The sequence below is a fragment of the Thalassotalea sp. SU-HH00458 genome, assembly GCF_040362795.1.
Taxonomy (GTDB): Bacteria; Pseudomonadota; Gammaproteobacteria; order Enterobacterales; family Alteromonadaceae; genus Thalassotalea_H; species Thalassotalea_H castellviae.
In genome coordinates this window covers 76,770-98,998 of the sequence record NZ_BAABWW010000011.1, presented here as the reverse complement: position 1 = coordinate 98,998, position 22,229 = coordinate 76,770, and the positions used below count along the sequence as shown (strand labels likewise).

Here is a 22,229-nt window from a genome sequence, read left to right as displayed (position 1 = left end):
CCATGCTTCGAATGAAAAACTCATTAAAGGTTGTATTCAACAGATAAGAATAAGTTAGCTTTCTTTTTATCTGCAATTGCGTTTTTAAACGTTGATTGACTGATATCTAAACCAACGGTGTAACGCCAGTTTCGATAACTATGTTGCACTTTCGTGGAAAGCATAGTGGTATTTTCAGCATATTTTGTCAGCGGGTTACCAATAATAAGACTTTCGCTATTTTTGTCGCTATTGTCTTTGTTCAATCTCAGGTTACGTAGTTTAATTGTCATACGGGTATTGGAACTAATGTTTGAAATCAGGCCAAAAACTAAACTACTTGCGTCATTATCGTATAAGTTTCCAAGCGTACGTTGTTCATAACGCATTCCCGTTTGATAAATATGATGCTCATAAAAACAATTGCCAACGTCGATAGTATCTTCGTCAACACAGTCTGTGTAAGTATCAGCATATTCGACAAAGAAAGTAGAACTAGTTTCAAAAAGATTGATACGTACATCCATGCCAATTTGTGACTGGACTTCAGTTAAAAAGCTGAATGAGCTGTTATCATTGCCATCCTCAGCTATGGACTGTCCGTATAAGCCAAAAGCGGTATCGAGTAAGCTGAATGAATACCTAAAATCATAGCCTGCTTGTTGGTTACCTGGTTCTTGGGAACCATCAGCCAAACATTCAAGACCACCAGCACCACAATTGTCCTTACCAATGAAAACATTCCAAAAAGTTGAGGAGCCTTTGGGCCGACCTTTTCCCCCCCATTGCGCTAATCGTGTTATTCCTATTTCTAAGTTTGGTATCGGTATGAAATTGAGTCTAAAGCCCCATAATAAAGTGTCTTTAATGACTCGGTTATCATCCATTACTCCCATAAAAGAAGTAACTGTCCAAGGTATTGATATTTCAGTAAAAGGAACGCTAAAAGGGGCTGCTGATTTCCTTGAAATCGCGATCGCAGGAATTGGCTTAGCATTGTTAGTTAACCCTAAGTTACTATCCCAACCGGGTCCCCACCATCTGTCTTGTTTGCCAACAGAAATAACCCAATTCCCCCAAAATCCAGCGAGATAACTGCCATCAAAATGTTTTTCATCGTCTTTAGTAGGCGACACATTATAGCTAGGAGACAGATTCAACGCGAATGTATCACTCATAAAACTATTATGAATCGTAAAACTATTTTTAGCTCTATATGTGTCGCCAAAACTTGCAAAACGATTATCTTCAGTAGCAAAAGTTGCTTTAATACGGGTTTGATTTCTTTTGGCTAACTGTAATTGATGCTGTATATAGTTATAGGCGTCTATTTCAGATTGATTAAGTTTGAAGTAAGGGATTTTTTTTAAGTCTTGCGCAATATCAAACCACATTAAAGGAAAAGTGGTGACAGGTGTCGTTATATAACCCGCATCTACTAGGTGTTGAATATTTTCCCTTAAAAATAAATTTGAGCTATCAATCCACGGTTCTGCATGTGCAGAAAGGCATAAAAAAAGTAAGACATAATGGAATTTATGGTATTTTAAAAATTTTTGGTATTTCACAATATAGTATTCAATCATTAGAGCTGAAGTAAAGGTAGTTAAAATGCTTTATAAAAGAGGGTGTTAGACTCTTTATTTCCAGCTTTCCATAGAGCCTTTTTTGCGTGCAGACAATCTTGGTAACACTAAGCCTAAAATTAAACCTATAGCTAACACGATCGCGCCATTGAAAAAATATTCTTTCTTTATGGCTAAATCTTGATTAGAAAGTTGTGATTGTGTTTGCGTTAACTGCTTTCTTAAAGCGGTGATCTCATCAGTTAATTGACTATTATCTGCGGTTAATTGTGCAATATTATTGTTAGCTTGGGTAAAATCAGCAGATATTTTTAAGCTATTTTCTTCACTGCTAGCAAGCTTTCCATTAAGTTCAGCTATTGCTACTCTTAGCCCCGGCGTGGTACTTACATATTTTGATTCAACCCAAGTAACACGATTTTTGTTATCAATGATTTCTGTATAATCGTTTGCCGATTTACCGGTTAATGAAACTTCTTCGCCTGCATTGATACTGCCTAAAATACGATAATTATTACCCGGACCTGCATGCATATAGATAAATAAATCATCAGAGATATATGCTACAGTGCGATTTTCTTCAGTTGTTTGTGCAGTTTCTTGCGCGAAAGAGTTAAAGCTTAAGATAAAAAGAAAACTAGCGAGCAAACATTTTATTAATTTCATTTAGTTACCAAAAAACGGATATGATTCTAGGTGAAAATATTATGGGTTTGTCGCGACGATAGCAAGCGAAAAATATTGCTTCATGGTTAGAGCTTTTGTAAGGTTAATCTTTTCAAATAGGTTTATATCGTAAAATACGATAAAGGTAAGTATGGCTACAGAAGTCGAGCTTAAATATTTAACGAACAGTGATGATGTTTCAGCAAAAATTTTTAATTTATTAACAGAAAACGCATTAACTTACACGCATCAGGTAAAACAATTATCTAATTGCTATTTTGATACACCTGAACTTGCTTTACGTCATTTAGATATGGGGCTGAGAATTCGCGTTTGTGGAAGCCAAATTGAACAAACAATTAAAACTGCGGGTATTGTTGTTGGTGGCTTACATCAACGCCCAGAATACAATGTTGATATAAGTGCCCCTTATCCTGATCTTACTTTATTTCCAACAGAGATTTGGCCCAATAGTAAAACTGCACAACAATTACAGACGCAAATAATTCCTTTGTTTAATACCGACTTCACTCGAGAAATCTGGCTTATCACCATGGAAAATAGTGTGATTGAGTTGGCATTTGATCAAGGTGAAATTTCTTCTCAAGGTCGCTCACTTGAAATTTGTGAGCTGGAATTAGAATTAGTTTCTGGTGAAAGAGAAGGTTTATTTTCGCTTGCCGAGTGTTTATTTAAATCATTATCTTTACGTCCCGGAACACAAAGTAAAGCGGCGAGAGGTTATCGATTATATTTTAATAAACAACAAGTTGAAGATGTGGAACTTGAATTAGATTTACACAGTAATGCCGATAATATAGAAACCTGTTTTATTGATGGTATTCGTCATTGCTTGCAACTAACCCAAGTTACGATAGAGCAATATCTTAATGATAAACGGTTACATAAGTTAGCTGAGCTTGTTGATGTGTTGGCTTTATTAAGACAGGGATTTTGGTTGTTTGATGAGAAACTATCTAAACAGAGTTTAGCGATACGACAAGAGTTAAGTTATTTTATTCAATTATTTGCATGGGTTGATAGTGCGATATATTTTCGAGAGTTAATGACAAAAACAGGTAATTATCGAAAAAAATTAGACTATAGTGAGCAATTGATAGAACAACTCAAATTAGAAAAACGCCGCTTTCCCGATAAAGTAATGGTAAGCCAATTACTGCATAGTGAACGTTTTAATGGCTTACTTTTATCGTTACTGCGGATGATCACCTGTCAAAACCGACAACAGTATTTTACAAATACTACGCAAGAGCCTTTAATTCCCTTCGCCAAGCAAAAACTTTCTGAAAGTTTGGCGTTACTCAATACTGAAATGGCTACGTTAACCTCAATGGACGCCGAGAAATATTTATCACAACGTAAACGTTTGCATCGTAGTTTGTTGACCGGAAATTGGTTCGGTAGTTTTTTTGATGCCAAACAACGCAGCGAATATCGTATGCCGCTTCAAGATATTCAATTAGGTTTACGTGAACTACAAAGCTTATGGATTATTAAACAGCAATTAGAAAAAGCTGAAATAGTGAACGAAGCTAATAATAAAAAAATATTAGATTGGCAAGAAAGTAAAGTTGAAAATTTACTGATCGCGTTAACCCATAGTAAAAATTTAGCGTTGTCATTGCCAGCCTATTGGTTAACTTAATTTTTATGACAAAGCTTATTAAGTCACTGCGAAGTTTCGTCATTATTTTTGGGAGTTTCTCCTTTGCTAGTGTGGCAAGCGTGTATCAATTACCTGCGGGCAATTCAAAATTAATTGGCGAAAAAGTTACCTACCTAGTTGAGCAAGGGGATTATTTTCAAGCCTTAAGTGAATACCATAATGTTGGTTTCTTAGCGTTAATTGCGGCGAATCCAAACGTTGATCCTTTTTTGCCTACCAAAGGCACTTTGCTAGAAATACCGAAGCAAATGTTGCTACCTTATGCTGAACGTAAAGGTATTGTTATTAATTTAGCTGAGTTACGACTGTATTATTTTCCGCCGAATGAACCTTTAGTCTATGTATTTCCGGTTGGCATCGGTCGTCAAGGATTAACAACTCCAAGAGTGATCAGTTATATCGGCGATAAGCGTAAAAATCCTACCTGGACTCCACCTCAAGAAATGCGAGACCGATATAAAGAAGTACATGGCAAAGAAATGGCGAAAGTGATCCCTGCAGGTCCTGATAATCCTTTTGGTAAATATGCATTACGTCTCGCGAGTAGTGAATATTTAATTCATGGTACTAATAAACGCATGGGGATTGGATTGCGAGCCAGTTCTGGTTGTATTCGAATGTATGCTGAAGATATTGAATGGCTTTATTACAATATCAAGGTTGGTACGCAAGTCCGCATTGTTGAACAGCCGATAAAAATGTCTTACGAACAGGATGGTCAAAAGTTAATTGAAATACATAAGCCTTTGTCTGATGAAGAGAATATAGGGAAGAATTTTTTTACAGAGGCGGTAGCACAATTTATTCAACATGACGATCAACAAAGTCACATTATCAAACAAAGATTAGAACAACCGAGTGGTTTAGTGGAGTCATTACCCTTGAGGTGATTCTTGGTTTTGTAACGAAATTAACATGGCTTTAGCTTGCTTTGAATACAAAATGGTTTGTGAGATCTCAGATAATTCGTCTTCGGAAATTTTCTCTGCGTTATAAAGTATATTGAGTTGGCTTAGTACATTTGCTTCAAAAGTGTAGCCCGCTATAGGGTATTTTTTTGAAATATTTGCCAATGACACTTCATCTCTAATATAAAGTTGTAATTTTAATGTTTGAGTCACTTTTTCTGGTAATCGCCAAAAATTCGCTATTTGGTAGGTAATTCTGGGGGAATATTGTTTCAATAATACTTTAAATGCACTCGAGTCTGGAGTGCAGTTTGGATTTACAAAACTAAACGCTTCGATCAGTACCTGAAAGACAACCATGGCCCCTAAATTTAGAATTAAACCGATTAAATATGCTGTGGCTTGATCCGCTGAACACTCGCTTAAAGAAGTTATATTTTGACAATTATTACCCGTTTCTAAACTGTGCTGCCATATTTTTTCACCGTATTGCTTAAAATATACATTAGACGTAGGCGTCATTTGTTTTAAGTAATGAACAATGATCCCTTCACTTAAGCCATTTGCCCCTATAGTCATAAAGGCAGATTTTAACTCAGTGATTTCTCGGTTATGGTTATTATATTTAGCCGAATTAGCCAGCTCAATGACTTTAGCTGCTACCATTGGCTCTTTATTAATAATACTGATCAGTAGGTCGGTATTGAAATCATCATTTTTGAGTTCGTTAATCAAGGTAGTTAATGAAAGCGGTAATACAGGTAATGATTTTACTAATTCTTTAGGATAATCGAGTAATTTAATAATCTCTGTTTCAACGTACTGACTTAACTCATCGCGCTGATGGTTATCGGTTGATTTGCCGAATAAGTAATCAGAAAACTTATCTGACAGTTCATCAAACTGGTTGGTGATCTTTATTGGTTGACGCTCAGAAGGGGGAGGGGATGCAACCGTTACTTTATCTACTTCAATAGCCGGGGTTTTAGAATCTTCGAAATATAAATAATTGGCTTGCTCTATCGCTTTTTTGCGAGAAGAAAATAATGACTTTACCAATTGAAGAAAAATGAGAATTTCCTCTATTCATCGTATGAAACTGGGTAATTAGTTTCGAAAAAAGAGCTAAGTAATTATTATATTAGCTCTATTCTTCCAATTATGCATTGTGATGACAATATTATTTTTTATAACTTTTAGCGATGTTATCCATGCGCTGTTTAGTTTTGTCATTTGCGGCTTTAAGGGCATTAATTTCCGCAGTGTTTTTAGCTTGTTGAGCATTTAATTTAGATACTTGCATGGTCAACTTATCAACTTTATTAGAAAGCGTGCTGACTTGTTGTTCCATATTATCAGAGCTTGCACAACCGGTAAGAAATGAGATTAAGACTACAGTGAACAATGTTTTAGTTAACATATACGTTTCCTTGATACTCTTTAAGTATTATTTTCAGCAGATTAGCTTCTAGATTACGTGATAAAGACAAGCAATTCAAATGGTACCAAGAATTAACAACTTTATTTTGAGGTGATCTTTTCAACCTTCTCAAGAATACTGTCTATCTTTTTTTCGAGATGTTTGTTGTGAGCTAGAATCTCTTTATTTTGTTTTCTAAGCTCTCTATTTTTTACATTGGTATCTGAAAAGCCGACAAATTTATTAACAAATTGTGCGCCGACAAAACCCACCATACCTACTCCAATATAAAACATTGCAGCGACAATGATTCGCCCAGGTAAGGTTACCGGATAGAAATCACCAAAGCCGATAGTACTTGCACTCATTTGCAGTGTCCAAAAGGCATCTTTATAAGATCTAATGTTACTATGCTCTGAGGCAAGCTCGTATTGATATAATGGAAAGGAAAGTAGGGCGATGACACCATAAAGCACAGCGATAGTGATCAGTAATAAATAAAACGAGTTGTAATTTTTTACACCAAATTCGTCAATAGTGTATGATTTTAATGATGGTTTCATGAGAGTGACTTTATTATTGTTGACTAACGTATTGTATTAAATCATCCATCAATTTCTTTTTAATTTCCAGTTGTTGTTCTGGTGCTAAGTGATATTTTTTTGCTAAAACAACATAATCATCAGCAGACAGACTAACGGTTAATCTAGGTCGTTTGGGTTTTTTATTCACAGGTAAGCCTAAAATATCTCTTATTTTGTCTGAAGGGCTTAAACCAACTTCAAGGGCTTCTCTTCTTATGCTTAACTGAATTTTTTCATCCATATCAAAAGCGACTTGGGTTGCTTTTGCTGCTTTTACGGATGATTGCCATTTTTCTGGTAGTTTTCTACTCACAATTAACTTCCTGGAAACATGTCTATAATATCTGTTGTTGGTCGGTATATCGTTAAAAATACATCAGTGTCGCCATCTTGCCAAACTTCTAACTCAATACCGCGCGATTGATCTTTATCTAAAAGTTGATAAAGTTCAAATTGTTCACCAGCGTCTTTACCTTCATAAGCGGATAAACTTTCGCTACGATGATCTTTACGATGAAAATAGCCTACCGTAGAAAATTGAGATTGTTGATATTGTTCACTCGTCCAGCCCTGTGATAAATGGCTATCTGTTTTTCGGGTTAAAAAAGCTTGTCCAGGCTCTTCAAATATCGTTGAGAATTCATCAAGATCAAATAAAGTTTCAACATCGTCATGCTGAATTTTTAAAGAAAACTTTAAATAGGTTTTATCATCAATATCTAAGGTTAAATATAATTCAGTATCGTCATTGCCAGTTAGCACCCATTCGGTGTCTACTTGATTCTCATATTCGTAGCTATTGATTTCACTGACTTGAAATTGTTGATTTCTTAAGTTTTCAGGCAAAGCAAAACTGTCCGTTAATACTATAATGTCACCTTTTAATAAATCTTTGGCTTGATTGACTTGGCGGGCAGTTTCATCTTTGTTGAATATTTTTTTAAAAAAGCTCATCGTTATCCCAGTTTATGTTATGACAAACAAGCGCTTACTCGACGGTATCAAGTAGGCGCTTAGTATTTACGTATAAACAAGTTACTTTTGCTTGGCTTTTAAACGCTCTAATACAGAATTTGCATTGTTGTCAGTTGCGCCAATTCCTGCTTCTTTTAATTGAGCTTCAAGTGAGCTGTCTGAATTTTCAGATTCTAACACCTCAGCGGCCTTCATTTGGTCATCAAACTTTTGTTGTTTAGCTTTGATGCGTTCTAATGAATCTTTCGCGTTAAGAAGTTTAGAATTGCTCGAAGAAAAGTTGTCTGTAATAGCAGACGTAGCCTTTTGCACACTTTCTGTGGTTTTCACCATGGAAAGTTGACGTTTGTATTCTTGTACTTGGCGTTCACTTTTCTTCACTAATTCTTTTAAGCGATTTGCATTACCTTCAAAACTATCAAGTGCTTGTTGTTGGGTTGTTAATTCACCCTCTAAAGTTGAGATTTTCTCCGCAACAGCTAATGCCAATGTTTCATCACCTTTTTCTAAGGCTTGAACTGCATAACCTTCGTGTTCTGTAATCTCACGTTTAATACGGTCAACTTCACGACTTGATGCCATTTGTTGAGCCATTACGCCAGTTAAATCTCGTTTAGCTTTGGTTAAGTGGTTTTCAGCATCACGAATTTCTTGTTCAAAAATTCTCGTCGCGTTTGCATCTACAATGCCTTCGCCAACTTCAGTTGCACCACCACGGATAGCGGTCATAATTTTTTTAAAAATGCTCATAATAATACTCCAAAAGGTGGTTGCTTAAATTAAGTAGTCGCTCATGTCATCGATCACTTCGATGGCATTGTTATTTAAGACGGCAAGTTCATGTTCAATATCATCAAACGTCGACCCAATTGATAAAGCGCCAAAAATGACATATTTATCGCCAATTTTAGAAAATGATGAAAGTGGCATAGGGATATTCATTTCTAGCATGCTTTCGTGCATTTCCGCTAAACATTCCGGTTTCACTTCTTCTGTGCCCCATAAATACGTAATGCAAAGAATTTGATCATCAGTAACCGAAACAAATACGGGTAACTCTTCACGGCCGATAACCGTTATTTGTAGTACGTCAACTTCGCCTGAAATTGGTTGACAGTCAAAAACCATCCCGGTTTCTGAGTTATCTGCCAATGCATTCAAATGGTTAGCAATTTTGTGAATATTCATGTTGTTCCTCATGTTTTATCAAAGGGTCGTTGCAATAACTTTATTAACCCACGACATATTATGTCGATGTTGTAAATTTAGCATCGTGACATAATATGTCAAGCGCTGATTTAATTTTTCTGTAAATTAAGTTTATCTTATACAGTCAATATTGTAGTTTTTTAACAAAGTAACTACTGTGTGTAAGCATTTTCAAGTCCTTGTTGATTGCGCCAAGCCTTTTGATGTAGTTGATAAATAGTATGGCTACCTAAATAATTTATAGCCGCTTTACCTTGCTTAGAATAAAAATTTTGTGAAAATTCAAAGGCACCAATTAACATAGGTAAGGTTAACCATTGCTGTTCAACCTGAAATTTATCAAGGGTATGAAACCTAGCTAACGGACTTAATCCACGCTTTGAGGCGATTGTCCAACCCCATTCACCAAAGCTAGGAACGTTATCATGGTATTGTTGAACATCTGAAAAGCCTGCAGCTCTTACGGTTTCACCTACCGATAAAAAGGCTGCTTTTGCGTGGTATGGACTTGTCGATTGTATGGTTATGAGTCCATCTCCGGATAATAACTGGTTTAAACGAGCATAAAAATTAACGGAATAAAGTTTATTTAAATCAGGATGGCTAGGATCAGGTAAATCAACAATAATACTGTCAAAAGATTTTTGTTGTTTCAATAAATTATCTATGGCAATAAAAGCATCACTATAAATTAATTCAACATTAGGGTGAGAGAGACTTTGTTGATTTAGCTGAGTTATTTTTCGAGCAAGGGATGCTGGCAGCGTTTCACTGGGCTGTTTAAATAGTTCGATGAGTTCTTGGTCTAAGTCGATTAATGTAACGTGTTTGGGCTGCCAAGCTAATACATCTCTTAATGCAAGGCCATCACCGCCACCGATGATTAAAATATTGTCTTGTCGTGCTGAGCCGGCAAGTGCAGGAGCAACAAGGTAATTATGGTAAATATGCTCATCTGATGACGAAAATTGTAATCGTCCATTAAGATAAAAGTTAATGATAGGTTGCTGTTCTAAGCCCATTTGTCGTTCAGTAAACGTGAGTTGTTGATAACGTGTTTTATCGGTGTAAACCACATTGTCTAAATACAATAAGTTACTTAATTGCATTAACCACTGATTACCTTGCTGATATATAAAAAAAATACCAATAAGTAACAAGCCATGAAAAGCGACTAATAATTTACGCCAATGAAGTTTTTGCCAATAACAAGTGATAAAGACAAAACCGGCAATTAAATTTAAGGCTGCCGTCAAAGCGCTGGCTTTACTGATATCAATGGTTAATAAAAATAACACCCATATTGCCGCACCAATACCCGCACCAATATAATCTGCCCCGTAGATGGTACCTAAATTATTAGCTAGATGTTTTTGATGAATTTGTTCACGTATTTTCGCGATTAACGGAATTTCCATACCAATGAAAAAACCGAGTAATAATCCAAAAAAATATGGACTATTAAAAGCTAAATAGCTTATTTGTTTGAAAAAGCCCCCTCGGGGTAAGGCATCGGGTGGTAAAGAAAATGTATCGGCAATAATTTGCGGCAGTAATTGAGTTGCTGCGATCAAACTGGCAATAATGAGAATGGAACTTGTACCTAAAAATGCAATAATCAGTTCAAGCCAAACAAAACCATTAAAAGCACAGGTTATTTTTCGTGCGGCAAAAGCCCCTAAACCCATAGAAACAATCATCAGTCCTATCATGGTATAGATAGCACTTTCCATCACGCCTAACACTCTGCCAGCGTAATGCGATAATAAGTATTCGTATATTAGGCCACAACCGGCCAATACAGCCATGGTAATAATAAGCAGCAAGTCATGCCAAATAAATGATTTATTTAAAACTTGATGCTTATTTACCTTAGGCTTTTGTGCGTTTTTCACTAATAAAGGTTAACGAGTCAATTTATGCCATTAATGCGGTTAAAATAAGTGCTATTGAAATACTTATCGCCATTTCAACACTTGCGACGCCAATATTATGCTGTTGATCAACTTCTTCAACTAAGTTAATTCCCCATAATATAATGCTTTTTGCCAATGTAGTTAATAGAGATACAAGTATCGTCATCACAACACTAAATATTAACCAAGCCGTTAAGGTAGAGACTAAAGTTTCTGGATTATACTCAAAAAAGTAACTGGCAGCGGTAACGGCTAGTGCGGTACTTATTACTTGGCCAGCATACCGTATAGCAAGCGCAACTTGGCCATTTGCGAAAGCTTCTTGCATACTATCATTTTGATTGTTTTTCGCGTATTGACGTTCTTTTATGCGAGTAACTAATACCAACATAGCTTGCGAAACAACAAAACCTGCAATAATAGCAACAAAAGTACTCACATCTATGCCGTGAACCCATAAAAGAACCGCACGGATGATAATGGCCGTGGCAATAGCTCCTGCGGCATCTACTAATCCAACAGTAATGTTGCGCGCTTTTATTTGTTCGGTTTTATCAATTTGATTCAACGCTAAGCGATCATGAATGACACGGCCTATTTTAATTAATATTAAACCAAGCACACCATAGGAAAGCATTCCAATAATTTCCATTTGGTAACTTGGCGCATTTTCTCCGGTAATTGCGCCTGTTAACACTATGCCTAGTGCAGCAATACTTCCCGCAACACTGATGCCGAAGGCAAAATTATCTTGGCTAGATAACTCATCCGTGGCGTTGACTTGTGCCGATAAACCTGAAATAAATTTCATGGCACCAAGCAATAAAATGGCAATGGTTATATCTATGGCTAGATAAATGATTAACTCTTGACTTAACCCTGTTATCTCAAAAAATGTATTCATAATTTTTCCTTGATCTCTTCTCGTTATTTGCCACGTCTGAAGCTACGAGAAGTGGTGCTCGAACTATTGCGAAAGCTAGCGTTTTTAGATGCTGTAGATTTTTTTGCGTAACTGCTTTTATTAAAAGATTTAGTGTTAAACCGTTTTGCACTGGTTTGTGCAACTTTACTTTTTCCTGACAGACTAGACGAACCCGTACGGTTTTTGCTGTACGCACTGGTATATTTTTGCCCTCTACTTTCAAAAGACTTTCTCGTGCGGGTATCCAATTGAGTCTGTTTACGTAATTGACTAGGGGAGCTGTAACGTGTGCGACCATAGTCATTATAATAGCTGTAGTTTCTTCGGCTTCCCCAATCGTTGTAATAAACGCGTCGAGAACCGAAAAGATCCCCCATCATAGAATACATGCCATACCAAGCCCAAAACGACATGCCGTTACTGCCGGTAGTCCACTGTCCATAATTTGGGTTACCAATTAGCTGTTCGCCCGTACCAAAGTCTTGAGCATTATTGGCTCGTAAACTTTGCTCTTTTGGTAATGCATTTACTCTCGGTAAGGCTCCATCAGACATATCCGCAAGCACGTTTAATGGATCGCTCAATGCGTCAGAATAAAGCACAGGATCGGCTGCTTGATAAATATTGAGCAATTCATCGAATATAGCTTGGTTATTCGCAAACATGTTCGGTTGAGTCTTTACTGTGTTTAGACGTTCTTGTAACGCGATAAACATAGGACTTTGCTGCGTTGCATCTTTCGCGAACTCATCAATTAAAGCGGAAAGTTCTGGCTTTAATGAGCGTAATTTATTTGCGTATTGTTTGATTAAATTAGCGTTTCTAACTTGGCCTTGATCTAGCGCCTCGCCAAGCTGAAGAATTCTTTGCTCGGTAATGGGGGTTTGTTGGGTAATTTGTTCTTTTACTGGATCTGAACACCCTACCATGATCAATAAAAAGGCAAATATCCATTTTTTATAATAGTGCATTTCTGCCATATGTCCCTCAAAAATGCTATGGTGAAAATTAAAGAGAATTGAATAGCTTATGATCCATTTACTGTAACTAAAAATCAATAATTACATTCAATTTCTTAGCGAATTAACTATACTAATAACATTGATGACATAATATGTCTATTGATTTGTTATGTCATCAGACAAAGTTAAGTCATTATATTAACTTGTATATTACTATGAATAATTTTAGTCAGTCGAGGTGTAAGTGACAACTATAATCCGTAAACCATTTATTTCCTGTTTAGAGAATCAACAGCAAAAATCTTGGCAACAATTTAGTAGTCAATATCCAGAGTTTGCTCAATCTTTAACTGAAAAAGCAAGTAGTCAAGCTTTAGCTGATTTTAAACACGTCATTACACTGAGTGATTTTGTGTTACGAAGTGCTCTGCAAGCACCTGAAATTGTCATTAATTTATTTGTAACAGAAAGCGTCTATCAAAAAAATACGCCTAATTATAACTCTTTACTAAAAGCTCAATTACAAGATTGCCAAACAGAAGAAGCATTACATCGTCAATTACGTTTATTTCGTTTAGTACAAATGGTGCATATTGCTACTGCCGATCTGGTGTTAAATATTTCTTTAGATGAATCTTTAAAGCGTTTGTCTGAATTGGCGGATGCTTTGATATTAGAGGCGTTGGCATGGCTAAGTGAATTTTGTTTTCAAAAATGGGGAAAACCGACTAACAAATTGGGTGAAATCCAACCTTTACTTGTTTATGGCATGGGAAAACTTGGTGGTAAAGAATTAAATTTTTCGTCTGATATCGATTTAATTTTTGTCTATCCAGAAACAGGTGAAACTGTGGGAGTTAGACGCAGTATTGATAATCAACTGTTTTTCACTCGTTTAGGACAAAAATTAATTACAGCCCTACATCAAAAAACGGAAGATGGATTTGTTTATCGCGTAGATATGCGTTTACGTCCTTTTGGTGAAAGTGGACCTTTAGTACTCACTTTTAATGCCATGGAGGATTATTATCAAGAACAAGGACGTGACTGGGAACGTTATGCAATGTTAAAAGCACGTTTAATTGGTGAAGGTAAATATCACGGAAAATTGTCGGATTTGCTCAGGCCTTTTGTGTACCGTCGTTATATTGATTTTAGTGTCATCGATAGCTTGCGCCGCATGAAAATGATGATTGCCCAAGAAGTACGTAGAAAAAAATTGACCGGTAATATCAAGTTAGGTGCCGGTGGTATTCGAGAAGTAGAGTTTATTGTTCAGGTGTTTCAGTTAATTCGTGGTGGTCGAATTAAAGAATTACAACAGCGAAATTTATTAACTGTGTTACCGATATTAGTGAAACATCAAGAAATTTCAGAACATAGTGAACAAGTGCTTGAAAAGGCTTATCGTTTTTTAAGACGGGTTGAGAACATTATTCAAGCAATCGATGATAAACAAACCCAAACACTACCGGATGAGCCATTAGATCAAGCAAGAATCTTACATGTCTTAGGGGATGAAACGTTTCCTAACTGGTCGAGCTTTTTAGAGTACTTACAGCGTTTAACAAGTGCGGTTCATCAAGAGTTTATCGTGTTAATTGGTGAAGAAAGCCCAAATCATCAAATGGAAAATGAACAATGGGTAACATTGTGGGAAAGTGAATGGCCTGATGATGAATCGGTCGATTGGATTGCTAGTCATCAACCAAATTGGCATGCAGAAAAAACCTGGCAACTACTTGTTGATCTAAAACGAGATTTTAAACAACGTTCAATCGGTAATCGAGGTAGGCAAATTATCAGTAAGCTTGTACCGATTCTTATCAGCCACATTGTTAATATAAACGGAAATGAGATCACGCTTGAACGCATTACTTGGTTGCTTACTAAAATCGTCACTAGAACGGCTTATTTAGAGTTGTTATACGAAAATGAAGGGGCGTTAAAACATTTAGTAAAATTGTGTCAAGCAAGTAGTTGGCTTGCTGAGCATATGGCAAAATATCCTATTTTGTTAGATGAATTAATTGACCCTAAATTACTAAATAACCCACCAGAGTTTTCAAGTTATGCGGCAGATTTACGGCAAGTATTGTTACGTATTCCTGAAGAAGATTTAGAAGCACAAATGGATATGTTAAGGCAATTTAAACAAGCACAGCAATTACGTATTGCTGCGGCCGATATTGCCGGTGTTTTACCAATAACCAAAGTTAGTGATCACTTAACCGCCTTAGCGGAAGCTATTATTGGTGAAGTTGTCAATATGGCATGGCAACAAGTCAGTGAACGTTTTGGTGTGCCGTTAAGTTTAGCTGATAGCGATGATAAGGGATTCGCTGTTATTGGCTATGGCAAAATGGGCGGTTTTGAATTGGGCTACTCTTCTGATCTTGATCTCGTTTTTATTCACAATTGTAAACTTGACGATCAAACTAATGGGTTAAAACCTGTGATGGCCAGTCAGTTTTATGCAAAGCTTGCTCAACGAATCATGCATATTTTTAACACTAAAATGAATAATGGCGTGCTGTATGAACTTGATATGCGTTTGCGACCTTCAGGAAACTCAGGCGTACTAGTAGTAAATATTGAAACCTTTAAGCAATACCAAGAAAATGAAGCCTGGACGTGGGAGCATCAAGCATTAGTACGTGCTCGAGCAGTTTATGGCAATCAACACATTATTGATCAATATAATGAGATTCGTCGCAAGATACTCGTGCAGCCTAGGGATGAAAACGTTCTTAAAAAAGAGGTTGTTGATATGCGCAATAAGATGCGTGATCACTTAGATAAGTCGACTGATGAACTGTTTGATATTAAACAAGGACAGGGGGGATTAGTTGATATTGAGTTTCTCACGCAATACTTAGTGCTTAACTATAGCGCGAAATATCATGAAATTTCGCAATACTCCGATAATATTCGCATTTTTACCACTCTTGCTAATGTGGATATCCTTACCAATGAGCAAAAAGATTTATTAATTGAGCATTATTGTCAATTGAGAAACTTTGGCCATAAAACGAGCTTACAAAATCAATCAGCGATGATGAATGCTCAACAGTTTGATCATAACTCAAAGAAAATCACTGAAATTACACAGCAATTTTTAGTATACAACAAAATTAATTAGCTTGTTTTAACTGGTTTAGCAGGAGAGAGCCGTTAACGTTGACGGCTCTTTTGTGGTAAAAGTAAACATTCTTCATCAAGATAAGAAAGCTCTTTTTCGATTAACACTAAGGTACGTTGTTGATAACAAAAATACGAGGATAAACCGTCAGGGAAATGACCGCCAATCGCTTTACCAACCCAGTATGCCGTGTTGACAATATCTTTGTTAATTCTAAATGGGTCTTTAACTAAAAAGTCTCTATTTAGCCACCAAATAACTTCAAGCCCATCTTTTTCTGCATATTCCACAAGCTTTTGATATAAAGTTTGGCCTTTTCTAAATGGTCTGTTATCAACCGTTCCACGCCAATGTTTTAATAATGGACGCGTGACCATGCGGCGTGCCTCAAGTATTTCTACTAAATCGCCTTTTGGCTCTGGAAGATAAACAATATTATTTCGAATGCGTGGACCTTCATCACTGCCATGTAAGTTAGCATAAAAACGAGATAAGCCTTCTGCGGCAGAATTAGTAGATTTTTTCTTTGCAACAGGTTTGGCTTTTGCTGCTTGAGTTGTTTCCGTCGCAGCCTCAGGCGCTTCTACCTTTTCAGAAAATAACAATTCTTCATTCGCGACTAAAAAGTACGCAAGAATGATTAGAATAATTAAAAAGATAATATTTTTTATCCAAAAAAGCATAGGCTAATCTTCTGAAAAATAGGTAAACATAATATTAATGTATACCATACTGAAAACTTTCGAGTTATACAATTACTTATAAAGCGAAGGATCATCTTCATTTGGGCGTGTTTTAAAGCGACGATGTAACCACATATATTGCTCTGGTTTTCGCAAAATTGCTTTTTCGACTTCTTGATTAACCCTGATGACATCATGCTCATCGTTATCAGTAGGGAAATCAACTAGAGGAGGGGTGATTTCAACCGTATAACCGCTACCATCTTCTTTTCTTTTCGGGATCATCATCATGGTTTTTGTGTCTTTTTGACGAGCAAAAATTAATGTCCCTGTGGTCGTGGCGGTTTCTTTTACCGCGAAATGTGGCACGAACAAGCTGCGATTTCTACCATAGTCTTGATCAGGAAGATATAAACATGATTCTTTATCCCTTAAAGCTTTTATAAGGCCTTTTACATCACGTTTACCTAGCATGTACTTATTAGAACGGCCACGTCCTCTAAATTGAAAAAACTCCATTAGTTGGTTGTTATGTGGGCGATAAAAAATGACTAAAGGGTGAGCGTGACCAAACCCTCTTCCTATGATTTCAGCACTTAAATAGTGCATAGCCAATAATAATACACCTTGCCCGTCTGCTTTAGCGGCCTCGATATGTTCAAGACCAGTAATGGTAAATTTACGTTTAATTCGCCAATCAGGCCACCACCAACCCATGCCTGTTTCGAATAAGGCAATACCGGTATTTTCGAAGTTTTCTTTGAGTATTCGCTGGCGTTCAGAATCAGACATATCTGGAAAACATAATTCTAAATTGCGTAACGCGACTTTTTTGCGACTTGACGCTATCCTTAATAATAAGCGACCGACCAAACGACCAAGGGCAAGTTGAACTTTATAAGGTAGCCATGAAATCGTATATAAAATGATAACCCCAAGCCAAGTAAGCCAATATTGAGGTAATAGAAAAGATAGTTTGAAATTTGGCTGTAAAACTTTATTTTTACTCACGGGATGATGTCAACTCATTGAAATTCATGTGATACACTATCAACCATTATATCTGTTAAGAGACATAGGATGAAAGTAGATATTCCAGCTTTTAATCAAGCAAGCGTTTTAGTTGTTGGCGATATTATGTTAGATCGCTACTGGTATGGGCCCACACAGCGCATATCTCCTGAAGCTCCGGTACCTGTTGTGAAAATTAATCAAGATGAAGACAGACCAGGTGGGGCGGCAAATGTTGCGTTAAATATTGCCTCTTTGGGGGGAAAAGTAACGTTAGCGGGTATCACAGGTAATGATGAAGCGGCCACAACATTAGAAAAACATCTAAAAGCGATGAATGTTGCCTGTAAATTTGATCGTATTAATGAAATCCCTACAATCACTAAATTGCGCGTAATGAGCCGAAACCAACAATTGATCCGATTGGATTTTGAAGAATCGATGAGTTCGGTAGATAAAACTAACCTAGTAAACAATGTTGAAGCGCTCGTTGCTGAACATGACGTTATTTTACTTTCAGATTACGCTAAAGGTACATTGTCAGAAGTTCAACAGTTGATCCGTATTGCTAACAAACATCATGTCCCGGTGATCGTTGATCCAAAAGGAACAGATTTTTCTCGGTATAAAGGGGCGACCATCATTACTCCTAATTTATCTGAGTTTGAAGCCGTGGTTGGCGACTGTAAAGACGAAGCTACAATTGTTGAGAAAGGTTTAAATTTATTAAAAGACCTCGATTTAGCATCGATGTTAGTTACCCGAAGTGAGCAAGGTATGACCTTACTCCGCCATGACCATGAAGAATTCCATTTACCTACCCAAGCGAAAGAAGTTTACGATGTAACTGGCGCTGGTGATACCGTGATAGCAACGCTTGCATTGGCCATCGCTGCTAAAGCAGACTTCCCGCAAGCGAGTGCTTTAGCAAATATTGCTGCTGGTATTGTTGTAGGTAAGCTTGGAACGTCAACGGTAAGTGAGGCTGAATTACAAAACGCACTTGCTACTGGTCAAGAAAGTGGCTTTGGTGTGTTAACTGAAGATCAATTGAAAATTGCGGTTACTATGGCTCAAGCACGCGGTGAAAAAATTGTTATGACAAATGGCTGTTTTGATATTTTACATGCAGGTCATGTTTCTTATCTAGCAAATGCTGCAGAATTAGGTACTCGACTTATTGTTGCGGTGAACGACGATGCTTCAGTTACCAGACTCAAAGGTGTTGGCAGACCGGTGAACCCTGTTGACCGACGTATGGCCGTTTTGTCAGGCTTAGGCGCCGTAGATTGGGTAGTGAGTTTTACAGAAGATACGCCTCAGCGCTTGATTGCTAATATTTTACCGAATATCTTAGTGAAAGGTGGCGACTATCAAGTCTCTGAAATTGCTGGTGGTGAAGAAGTTATCGCTGCTGGCGGTGAAGTAAAGGTATTGAACTTTGAAGAAGGTATTTCAACGACAGAAATTATTAATACCATTCGTTTAGAAGATTAATGCTTAACATTGAAGCGGATAGATATTTTTAAGTTATCGAATTTTTGTCAATTTGATTAACCACTAAAACAAATAAAAAGGTGTCTTACGACACCTTTTTTGCGTCTTTCACGAGTGCATTATTTAGGAGCTGAAAGCCCTTTATTAATGGCAATGATATCTTGTTCTGAAATGGTACCGCCAGCACGTTTTAATGCCAATATTGACTGAATGTAGCTGTATCTCGTTGAAGATAAATTACGTTTAGCGTTATATAAATTACGGGTACTATCTAATACATCAACAATAGTACGAGTTCCAACTTCAAAACCTGCTTCCGTTGCTTTTAACGCACTTTCCGCAGAAATTACCGATTGTTGTAAAGCTTTAATGCCCGAAACTGCCGCTATCACCGTATTATATGAGTTACGAGCGTTTCGAACAGCATTGCGGTGTGTTTGCGCTAAATCTTGGCTAGCAGCAACATAATTACTTTGTGCTTGACGAACAGCACTGGTTGTAGCGCCACCTGAGTATAGCGGTACGGTTAACGTCACGCCAAAAGATTGCCCTTGAGTTTTTGCCGTTACATTATCAATAAGGTCATCATTATCAGCGCGAGAAATGCTACCATTTAAATCTATCGTGGGATAATGGCCTGACTGAGCAATATTAATATTTTCTTTTGCAATATCAACACTAATTTTTTGAGCGATCAAATCTAAATTTTTCGCTTCTGCGGTTTGTTGCCATTCATTTGCACTGTCTGGCGTTGGGCGAGAAGCACTGAATAACTCTTTGTTTAATATATTTAAATTGCGTGGATAAATATTGGTGATCACACGTAATGCTTCTTCCGAGTTATAGACGCTGTTTTCTGCTCGAATAACTTCAGTCACCGCATTATCATATTGTGCTTGCGCTTCATGGACAGCCGTTACCGCAGTTAAACCAACAGAGTAACGTTGTTTAGTTTGCTCAAGTTGGCGTTCAATTGCTGCTTTTTCTGCTTCTGCAAACTCTAAATCGTCTTTAGCGCTTAACACGTTAAAATAAGCTTGAGTAACACGGACGATTAAATCTTGTTTAGCTGCTTGATAATTAATATCACTGCGATGCGCTGATTTTTTAGCATTATCTAAACGTAACCAAGTATCGTGATGATACAATTGCATATTTAAACTAGCCGTTAAAGTTGTTCCTTCGTAGTCAGTGATTTGACCGCCATTTCTAAATTCAGTCTCGCCGTTACTATAATTGGCGGTTGCTTTTAAATTAGGAAGTAACACTGATCTCGCTTGTATTATGTCTTCTTGCGCAGACTTAAATTGTGCCTGAGCTTTTAAAACAACTGGATCATTGGCTTTGGCTTGCTCATATACTGATAGTAAATCTTCAGCATAAATCATTGAACTAGTGGCTGCACAAGCTATACCTATAATAAGCGAGGTAATATTTTTTTTCATGTGAGAGCAATTCCTTTCATCGTTTTCTAAACTTGTTATTTTGTTTGGGCATTATTTATAGCATGCTAATTAATCATACTGCTGTATAGCAAAAAGCAATTACCCTGCCAAACTTTATTATTTGGACTTAATGATAAACATCAACTGTTAATTGGTGCTCTAGTTATTTTAACAACAGCATTGAACTTAAGTGGCTAAATAACTGGAATCTAGCTAATATTTTTTAATTGTTAATCAGTGGTATATTCTACTTGTTTTAGTATTTAAGCTAAATAGTATAGTTAGTTGTCGAACCATTCTAGTGTAACAAAATATTTAATGCTAATGGTTTGTCGTAGTGATTTTCCCTTTTTTCTATTAGATTTGACTAAAAATGAACGAAAATAAAAATAAATCGACTTTTTTACGGTTCACTCATCAGGATGTTGAGTTAAAAGAAAGAGTTAGAAAGTATGCTGGCTTTTTTAATCTCGACCAATATGTCATTCAACATACGTTGTTTTCGGGAAAAAAAAGCGATGTCATCAGCCGAGAAGTTTTTGAACGTGGTGATGCGGTCGTACTCATTCCTTATGATCCTGTGCTGGATCAAGTGGTGCTGATAGAGCAATTTCGCCCCGGAGCACTTCGAGCGGGTGATACGCCTTGGATGTTGGAATTTATTGCTGGCATGTTTGAAGAAGGTGAACAACCTGTTGATGTTGCGATCAGAGAAGCCAAAGAAGAAGCAAACCTTGATATTGATGAAAATAATGTCATAAAAGTGATGAAATACCTCTCAAGTCCCGGAGGAATGAGCGAAGCCATTTATTTATACTTAGCTACGGTGGATAGTCGTAATGTTAGCGGGGTATATGGCTTGGAAGAAGAAGGAGAGGATATTTTAGTGCATGTCGTCAAAAGAACACAGGCTTTAGCATTATTATCGCAAGGAAAAATAGCTAATGCTGCTACGGTAATTGGGTTACAATGGTTAGCGTTGAATTATAAAAGTATTCAAAAGAAGTAACTGCTGTGTATAAATAATCTGAGATTCGCTTAGTCATCAGTAGGTAGAAGGTTAGTTCAATATCGCTAGGTAGGTTCTTTTTTGAGTTCTTTATTTTTAACGTTCTGATTATGTTAAGTATATGATTTTAAATGTGAGATTGTAGTGGCAATACCGTTAAATAAGACATCGCAATATCGACCAAACTTATCTAATTTGATGAGTCTTTGTGATGTCAATTATATGATGTTATTACGGTTATTAGCAGATAAAGAAAAAGTAGGTGAAAAACGAAGTTTTTTTATTTCTGACTTTTTAACGTATAGTCTCGAAGTGAACGAAGTCACTCGTTACACCTCACTAGTTACCATGACGCAAGATTCTTCCATAGGTAGAGAAAAGTTATCGAATAATAGCTTATTTACAGATTATTTACGGCCAACAATGGTGATCCGCTTATATCATGATGCTCGAATGGCTGAAGTTATTAGTAATCAAGGTATCAAGCAGGTGAAACCACGCTACGATTATCCCAATCAAGCCATGCACCTTCCTGATGAAAAGCAACAGATCAACGTATTCCTTAATGAATGGCTACAGCTTAGTTTACAGCTCGGTCAAAGTCGCTTATTAACGATTGATTAAC

Annotated in this window: 21 protein-coding genes; 6 read left to right on the top strand and 15 right to left on the bottom strand. The window is 36.8% G+C overall.

What is annotated here, in order from left to right; translation table 11 throughout:
• Window positions 1–23 precede the first annotated feature (23 nt).
• On the bottom strand, window positions 24–1,547 hold the full coding sequence (locus ABXH06_RS15830; protein WP_353518814.1) for a capsule assembly Wzi family protein: 1,524 nt from the start codon (window positions 1,545–1,547) through the stop codon (window positions 24–26).
• Between the two features lie 72 nt (window positions 1,548–1,619).
• The gene (locus ABXH06_RS15825) at window positions 1,620–2,231 is read right to left on the bottom strand and encodes a TIGR04211 family SH3 domain-containing protein (protein ID WP_311580061.1); all 612 of its coding nucleotides are present in this window, start codon (window positions 2,229–2,231) and stop codon (window positions 1,620–1,622) included.
• A 151-nt stretch (window positions 2,232–2,382) separates the two neighbouring features.
• Between ABXH06_RS15825 and ABXH06_RS15820 the strand changes: the two genes are divergently transcribed.
• Together ABXH06_RS15820 and ABXH06_RS15815 are read left to right on the top strand one after the other, a co-directional pair.
• Window positions 2,383–3,897, top strand: a complete 1,515-nt coding sequence (locus tag ABXH06_RS15820; RefSeq protein ID WP_311580064.1) for a CYTH and CHAD domain-containing protein — start codon at window positions 2,383–2,385, stop codon at window positions 3,895–3,897.
• A gap of 5 nt (window positions 3,898–3,902) precedes the next feature.
• Window positions 3,903–4,808, top strand: coding sequence for a L,D-transpeptidase family protein (locus ABXH06_RS15815; RefSeq protein ID WP_353518813.1), 906 nt, complete (start codon window positions 3,903–3,905; stop codon window positions 4,806–4,808).
• Here ABXH06_RS15815 and ABXH06_RS15810 read toward each other — a convergent pair.
• The 10 genes from ABXH06_RS15810 to ABXH06_RS15765 form a co-directional block, all read right to left on the bottom strand.
• Window positions 4,794–5,885, bottom strand: coding sequence for an HDOD domain-containing protein (locus ABXH06_RS15810; protein ID WP_353518812.1), 1,092 nt, complete (start codon window positions 5,883–5,885; stop codon window positions 4,794–4,796). The two genes, ABXH06_RS15815 and ABXH06_RS15810, sit on opposite strands and share 15 nt — an antisense overlap.
• Window positions 5,886–6,006: 121 nt before the next feature.
• On the bottom strand, window positions 6,007–6,246 hold the full coding sequence (locus tag ABXH06_RS15805; protein ID WP_311580074.1) for an LPP leucine zipper domain-containing protein: 240 nt from the start codon (window positions 6,244–6,246) through the stop codon (window positions 6,007–6,009).
• 101 nt (window positions 6,247–6,347) lie between these two features.
• Window positions 6,348–6,809, bottom strand: a complete 462-nt coding sequence (locus ABXH06_RS15800; protein ID WP_353518811.1) for an ion channel — start codon at window positions 6,807–6,809, stop codon at window positions 6,348–6,350.
• A 13-nt stretch (window positions 6,810–6,822) separates the two neighbouring features.
• Window positions 6,823–7,143, bottom strand: coding sequence for a hypothetical protein (locus ABXH06_RS15795; protein WP_311580080.1), 321 nt, complete (start codon window positions 7,141–7,143; stop codon window positions 6,823–6,825).
• A gap of 2 nt (window positions 7,144–7,145) precedes the next feature.
• On the bottom strand, window positions 7,146–7,784 hold the full coding sequence (locus ABXH06_RS15790) for a hypothetical protein (RefSeq protein ID WP_353518810.1): 639 nt from the start codon (window positions 7,782–7,784) through the stop codon (window positions 7,146–7,148).
• Between the two features lie 81 nt (window positions 7,785–7,865).
• Complete coding sequence (locus ABXH06_RS15785; RefSeq protein ID WP_311580086.1) at window positions 7,866–8,555, bottom strand: PspA/IM30 family protein; 690 nt, start codon at window positions 8,553–8,555, stop codon at window positions 7,866–7,868.
• Window positions 8,556–8,579: 24 nt separating this feature from the next.
• Window positions 8,580–8,993: a YjfI family protein gene (locus tag ABXH06_RS15780; RefSeq protein ID WP_311580089.1), complete on the bottom strand. Its 414-nt coding sequence runs from the start codon at window positions 8,991–8,993 to the stop codon at window positions 8,580–8,582.
• Between the two features lie 173 nt (window positions 8,994–9,166).
• Window positions 9,167–10,909 (bottom strand): polyamine aminopropyltransferase, encoded by a 1,743-nt coding sequence (locus tag ABXH06_RS15775; protein ID WP_353518809.1) that lies wholly within the window; start codon window positions 10,907–10,909, stop codon window positions 9,167–9,169.
• Window positions 10,910–10,931: 22 nt separating this feature from the next.
• Window positions 10,932–11,834 carry a DUF350 domain-containing protein gene (locus ABXH06_RS15770; protein ID WP_311580095.1) on the bottom strand — a complete coding sequence of 301 codons (903 nt, stop codon included), beginning with the start codon at window positions 11,832–11,834 and terminating at the stop codon, window positions 10,932–10,934.
• Between the two features lie 23 nt (window positions 11,835–11,857).
• Window positions 11,858–12,835 (bottom strand): hypothetical protein, encoded by a 978-nt coding sequence (locus tag ABXH06_RS15765; RefSeq protein ID WP_353518808.1) that lies wholly within the window; start codon window positions 12,833–12,835, stop codon window positions 11,858–11,860.
• 226 nt (window positions 12,836–13,061) lie between these two features.
• Between ABXH06_RS15765 and glnE the strand changes: the two genes are divergently transcribed.
• The gene (gene glnE, locus ABXH06_RS15760) at window positions 13,062–15,959 is read left to right on the top strand and encodes a bifunctional [glutamate--ammonia ligase]-adenylyl-L-tyrosine phosphorylase/[glutamate--ammonia-ligase] adenylyltransferase (protein ID WP_353518807.1); all 2,898 of its coding nucleotides are present in this window, start codon (window positions 13,062–13,064) and stop codon (window positions 15,957–15,959) included.
• A 32-nt stretch (window positions 15,960–15,991) separates the two neighbouring features.
• On the opposite strand, the gene ABXH06_RS15755 is transcribed toward glnE, so the two are convergent.
• Entirely contained in the window at window positions 15,992–16,642 is a 651-nt protein-coding gene (locus ABXH06_RS15755) for a TcpQ domain-containing protein (RefSeq protein WP_311580104.1), read from the bottom strand.
• Between the two features lie 72 nt (window positions 16,643–16,714).
• Window positions 16,715–17,653, bottom strand: coding sequence for an LpxL/LpxP family Kdo(2)-lipid IV(A) lauroyl/palmitoleoyl acyltransferase (gene lpxL, locus ABXH06_RS15750; RefSeq protein WP_353518806.1), 939 nt, complete (start codon window positions 17,651–17,653; stop codon window positions 16,715–16,717).
• Window positions 17,654–17,722: 69 nt separating this feature from the next.
• On the opposite strand from lpxL, the gene hldE reads away from it, so the two are divergent.
• Window positions 17,723–19,150, top strand: coding sequence for a bifunctional D-glycero-beta-D-manno-heptose-7-phosphate kinase/D-glycero-beta-D-manno-heptose 1-phosphate adenylyltransferase HldE (gene hldE, locus ABXH06_RS15745; RefSeq protein WP_311580110.1), 1,428 nt, complete (start codon window positions 17,723–17,725; stop codon window positions 19,148–19,150).
• A 119-nt stretch (window positions 19,151–19,269) separates the two neighbouring features.
• Here the strand turns inward: hldE and tolC are convergent, their stop codons facing one another.
• Window positions 19,270–20,595 (bottom strand): outer membrane channel protein TolC, encoded by a 1,326-nt coding sequence (gene tolC / locus ABXH06_RS15740; protein WP_311580113.1) that lies wholly within the window; start codon window positions 20,593–20,595, stop codon window positions 19,270–19,272.
• Window positions 20,596–20,968: 373 nt separating this feature from the next.
• On the opposite strand from tolC, the gene ABXH06_RS15735 reads away from it, so the two are divergent.
• Together ABXH06_RS15735 and ABXH06_RS15730 are read left to right on the top strand one after the other, a co-directional pair.
• Window positions 20,969–21,604 (top strand): NUDIX domain-containing protein, encoded by a 636-nt coding sequence (locus ABXH06_RS15735; RefSeq protein WP_311580117.1) that lies wholly within the window; start codon window positions 20,969–20,971, stop codon window positions 21,602–21,604.
• 144 nt (window positions 21,605–21,748) lie between these two features.
• Complete coding sequence (locus ABXH06_RS15730; RefSeq protein WP_353518805.1) at window positions 21,749–22,228, top strand: DUF1249 domain-containing protein; 480 nt, start codon at window positions 21,749–21,751, stop codon at window positions 22,226–22,228.
• The last annotated feature ends 1 nt before the right edge of the window (window position 22,229 follow it).